This is a genomic window from Lentilactobacillus parafarraginis DSM 18390 = JCM 14109 (assembly GCF_001435895.1).
GTDB lineage: Bacteria > Bacillota > Bacilli > Lactobacillales > Lactobacillaceae > Lentilactobacillus > Lentilactobacillus parafarraginis.
Window position 1 is genome coordinate 1 of sequence record NZ_AZFZ01000102.1, and the last position, 5,148, is coordinate 5,148.

Annotated in this window: 5 protein-coding genes; 2 read left to right on the top strand and 3 right to left on the bottom strand. The window is 47.7% G+C overall.

Features of this window, described 5'->3' with window-relative positions:
* Positions 1-33: 33 nt before the first annotated feature.
* Positions 34-933, bottom strand: a complete 900-nt coding sequence (locus FD47_RS13600; RefSeq protein ID WP_054736548.1) for a LysR family transcriptional regulator — start codon at positions 931-933, stop codon at positions 34-36.
* 110 nt (positions 934-1,043) lie between these two features.
* Positions 1,044-1,874: a C40 family peptidase gene (locus FD47_RS13605; RefSeq protein ID WP_008212537.1), complete on the bottom strand. Its 831-nt coding sequence runs from the start codon at positions 1,872-1,874 to the stop codon at positions 1,044-1,046.
* 435 nt (positions 1,875-2,309) lie between these two features.
* Here FD47_RS13605 and FD47_RS13610 point away from each other — a divergent pair, with 435 nt between their 5' ends.
* Entirely contained in the window at positions 2,310-2,969 is a 660-nt protein-coding gene (locus FD47_RS13610) for a Fic family protein (RefSeq protein ID WP_138467227.1), read from the top strand.
* 72 nt (positions 2,970-3,041) lie between these two features.
* On the opposite strand, the gene FD47_RS13615 is transcribed toward FD47_RS13610, so the two are convergent.
* Positions 3,042-3,431, bottom strand: a complete 390-nt coding sequence (locus FD47_RS13615; protein WP_054736545.1) for a tautomerase family protein — start codon at positions 3,429-3,431, stop codon at positions 3,042-3,044.
* A 190-nt stretch (positions 3,432-3,621) separates the two neighbouring features.
* On the opposite strand from FD47_RS13615, the gene FD47_RS13620 reads away from it, so the two are divergent.
* On the top strand, positions 3,622-4,821 hold the full coding sequence (locus FD47_RS13620) for an NAD-dependent formate dehydrogenase (RefSeq protein ID WP_054736543.1): 1,200 nt from the start codon (positions 3,622-3,624) through the stop codon (positions 4,819-4,821).
* Positions 4,822-5,148 lie beyond the last annotated feature (327 nt).

A 5,148-nucleotide genomic window follows, 5' to 3' on the forward strand; every position in this document is an offset into this window, starting at 1 on the left:
AAAGTGTCCAACTTGCAGGGTTCACTTCAAGGGCTACTTTTTTTGCCGGTCGCTTGTCATCAGTTGGTGCAAAATGCTCAGCAACAGCTGATTTCCAGCTCGGAGAGGGTACACAAACTCAAGGCGGCTAGTGACTGGCGGAACCAGCGGCTTCATTACCAACTGATCAGTCATGAAGGGTTGGGCGGATTGTTTAAAGAGAAAGGTGACGCTGGCTGAATGTTTCAACATACTTGTGAGTGTTTCAATGTGGGCACTTTGAAAATAAACGTTGGGCTTGACGTGGGCTTCGTTGAATAATTGGATGACCGGCTCATAAACGCCGGACCCCTTGGGCAGTGTCATGATCTGGGCGTTTTGGAGGTCATGAATCGACAGACTTGGTTTGCCCGCCAGTGCGTGATCTTTGGCGAGGATGACTTGTAAGTCGTCTGTCAGGAGGGTGGCCTTCTGGTATTCCAGGGCTGACAAGCTGGTGGTTTGGGTGTCTCGAAGAATTGCGGCGTCGATTTTCCCCGCCGTGAGATCGGCAAGAATTGCGTCTCCCTGGTCTTCAATAAGCCGAATTTGAAACTGCGGGTGGTGGTTATTAAACGCCGCGATAATCTGGGCGATATTGTATTGTCCGGCAATCGGAACGGTTCCAATCACTAATGGCTTAGTGGAACTTGGCCGCTCGTTGGCCAGATCGGTTAGGGCTCTTTGATAACTCGAAACCACTTCAATTGCGTGGTGATAAAACCGGGTTCCGGCCGGCGTGATGACAAGCTTCCGGCGATTGGTTGTATTCATTAACGCAATGTTAAGTTCCTCTTCCATCGAACGCAAGCGGCGGGAAAGTTCCGGCTGGGAGAGGTTTACCTTAGCGGCGGCCTTGGAAATATTCCGATACTGATAAACCAGGATAAATGCCTGGAGGTCTTCAATCTTCACCGTTATCAAGCCCTTTCTTGCGATTTTTATGATGGGGTATTTAGACATTCAAAAAATTAAAAAGAGATCGGGGCGGCTTACTTTGTCCCGATCTCGTAATAATTATTAGGTTAGTCCACAGACCCCGCAAAGCTTGGTGCGAAGTACTGGGAAATCGTTTGAACCTGAACCGTTTTGCCTGGTTCAGGAGCGTTGGCGTATTGATTGTTGCCAAGGTAAATGGCACTGTGATAAACGCCGCCCTTGCTGCCCCAGAAGAGAAGGTCTCCCGGTTGGGCATCGGAAACGGATTCGTTGGTGGTTGCTTCAGCTTGTGCTTCGGCCGTCCGCGGTAATGAAACGCCGTTTTGCTTGTAGACGTACTGAACAAATCCAGAACAGTCAAAACCACTTGTGGTTGTACCGCCCCATTGGTAAGGAATGTTCTGCGTGGTCAACTTCTGGGCCAAAGTTGTCACACCGCTGATGGTATCTCCGGTGATCGCCGTGGTCTTGGAAGTTGCGTTTGCTTTTAATCCAGTAGTTGTGGCAGCTTTAGTGGACTTTGTCGTCGAAGCAGAACTTGTACGAACCTTGCTAAGTGACTTTGCGGTGCTGGTTTGCTTATTTGCACCCGAGCTGACATATGTACTGGTTGTTTGTTTCTTTTGTGCCGTGTAGGCTTTCCCAGTTTTATACTTCTTGTTAGCTGAATTTGATGATGTGGTGCTGACTTTGCCGGGAATCGTTAACTTGGTTCCGGCGACGATGGTGTTGGCATCTTTTAAGTGGTTCGCCTTGGCGAGCTGGCCAACCGTCGTTTTATATTTAGTGGCGATCTTGTAAAGTGTGTCGCCAGATTTAACAGTTACTTTAGTATCGGCATTTGCAGCGACTTGACTAAGTGTGAAGACGCTGGCCATTGAGAATAACCCTAATGCTACTTGTTTTTTAAGACTCATCAAAAATCATCTCCCCCGAATTCTTAAGACTTTGTTAAGACACCTATACCATACCATTTTTTGGCCGTCCGGTTGTAACAGCCTTGTTACAGTTTTCTCAATTGCGATGGTCGATTGGGAATGGGATATTTGGCAATGTGGCGGCCTTTAGAGAATCTTAAGAAGTTTAGCCGATAATTTTAACGTGTCATTTGTAACAATTTTGTAACATTATATATGACAAATCTGCTGCGATGGTGCCGGTTACATAACCGCCCTGGAATTGCTAATCGAACTGGTGCCCCACTCTAATTATGAGGGGGATGGTTACGGGCTGTTTTCAAGAGATTAATAATTATTTTCAAATTTTGGCGCTAAAGATGGCCTTTCAAGCGAAATTCATTTATCATCGATAATGGACTTTTGAATTCACAACTGAAATGGGGCGTAAACTTGATGTTTCCAGATAAAATGACAATCGACCACCTTGCCAACCAGAAACTGGCGATTAAAGAAATGATTCAACTGGTTTACGCGCTATCCCGGTTTGAGAACGATCAGGCGACGCTTCACGAAACTGAAACGATTATTTTGGGTTCCGACGTTTATGGCCTTACAAATGATGATATGCAGATTATTCACCGTCTGCAGAGCGCCGTTGAACTCGTCATTCGCAATGATCGACCGGCATCGTTGGCGGTGCTCAATGCAATTAACGCCCGGGTTGTTAAGGATGAATCCTTGGCAGGAGGAACGCTGCGAACCGGCACGGTTAAAATCAGTGGAACTCACTACGTCCCGCCAATTCCGGATGAAGAACAGACCCGGGCGGATATTCAGCAAATTCTCACGGCACCGCAAACCGCGACCGCCAAGGCATTGCGAATGATCCTTTACGTCATTGGCCACCGGTTATATTGGGGCGGCAATAAGCGCACTGCCTTTCTGTTCGCCAACTACCTGATGGTTCAGGCCGGCGTCGGATTAGTGATGGTGGCAGATAATCAGGTGGCAGCCTTTAATCGGTTACTGACGCGCTATTACGATACCGATGACGGTGATGAATTAATGCGGTGGCTGTATGATAACTGTGTGATGCGTGACTCAAATCAATAAGTGCTTTAAATATGAAAGGCCCGCTGCCGAAAAAATCGGTAGCGGGTTCTTTTTGTTCCTATTGTAAGGGGCTTATAGTTTACCGTTTAAAAACTGCGCTTCGCCATTGCCAAAGCTCCAGTCATCGTCGTTATTTGGCACCAGACTCACAATGACATCTTCCTTGGAAATGCCCAGCTCGTCGTGAAGGCGGGTGGCTAGCTGCTGGTAGAACGCCTGCTTGTCCTTGGTGGTTCGGGGACGGGTGACCAGATTGAAGAAGATCATGTCCCGGCTGCGCTTAATTCCCAAGCCGGTATCGAGAATTTGCATTTCGACCGGTTCATGCTGGGTGAGAATTTGGTAGCGGTCTCCCTGGGGCGTGTGGAAAGTGGCCAGCTGAACTTCGTAGGCAATGTCGAGCATTTTCTTCAGGTAGGCGTCGTCATGACCCTTAATGACATCGATTCGCATGAGTGGCATGTTAGATTCCTCCAATTCTGAAATGCGTGACGGTCATTAACCAGAGTATACGGCTGATTGGGACGGGGACAAAGTGATTTGACCGGGCTAAAAAAGAAACGTCATCTTAGTTGTAAACGCTTACTAATATGATAAACTTTCTGTGTTAAGGAGTAATGGGTCGATTTGCTAACGGAAAGGATCGATTGTTATGACCAAAGTATTAGCCGTTTTATATCCAGATCCCATCGATGGATTTCCACCGAAGTATGTCCGCGACGACATTCCTAAGATTACCAACTATCCGGACGGCTCGACGGTTCCAACCCCCGAAGGAATCGATTTCAAGCCCGGTGAATTATTAGGAAGTGTTTCCGGGGCCTTAGGGCTGAAGAAATACTTGGATTCAAAGGGCGTTGAGTTTGTGGTAACGTCCGACAAGGAAGGGCCAAATTCGGTATTCGAAAAGGAACTGCCAACCGCTGACGTTGTCATTTCCCAACCGTTCTGGCCGGCCTATCTGACCGCCAACTTAATTGAAAAGGCCAAGAACCTGAAGCTGGCAATCACGGCCGGGATTGGGTCCGATCACGTTGACCTGAACGCGGCCAACGAGCACAACATTACGGTTGCCGAAGTGACCTATAGTAACAGTATTAGCGTGGCCGAGGCTGAAGTGATGCAGCTGTTGGCTTTGGTGCGCAACTTCATTCCAGCTCACGATATTGTTCGTGACGGCGGTTGGAACATTGCCGACGCGGCATCCAGAGCGTATGACCTTGAAGGAATGACCGTTGGCGTGATTGGTGCTGGGCGAATTGGCCGCGCCGTCTTGGAACGGTTGAAACCATTTGGCGTAAAATTAGTCTACAACCAGCGGCATCAATTACCCGCCGAGGTCGAAAAGGAACTTGGCTTGACCTACTATCCAGATGTTCATGACCTGGTAAAGGTTGTCGACGCGGTTGTTTTGGCCGCACCGCTGCATGCCCAGACTTATCATTTGTTCAACGACGATGTGATTGCCACCATGAAACGCGGCGCCTACATTGTCAATAACAGTCGGGGTGAAGAAGTTGACCGAGATGCGATTGTTCGGGCGTTGAACTCAGGCCAGCTGGGCGGCTACTCCGGAGACGTTTGGTACCCTCAACCAGCGCCGAAGGATCACCCGTGGCGGGCTATGCCAAATGAAGCGATGACCCCGCATATGTCGGGAACGACGTTATCGGCTCAGGCGCGATACGCTGCCGGTACCCGTGAAATTTTGGAGGACTTCCTGGAAGACAAACCAATTCGACCAGAATACTTGATTGCCCAAGGCGGTAGTTTAGCTGGGACTGGCGCAAAGTCCTACACCGTTAAGAAGGGCCAGGAAAGTCCTGGGAGCGGTGAGAAGGAAGATAGTTAAGTAGATAAACTGATGTGAATTCTGCATCAACGAAGGCTCCGGCACAATGCTGGGGCTTTTTTGTGGGTTTTAGAAGCTCGCTTAACTTATCGATTAACTAGCGTGTAAAAATGTAATTCCGTTTTAAGGCCGCTTTAGTTAACGGTAAAAATAATATTGATATTAAAATATTTATATTTTCACCAAATATGTGCCAATTATTAATCAGGCTATTAATCAATTCTCTCGTCAATTTAATAGAAGCGCTACCATTATTCACTATAATGAAAGTTGGGAAGACTATGAATTTCAAGGATTGAGGTAATGTCCAAAGTTCCATGAAAAAGT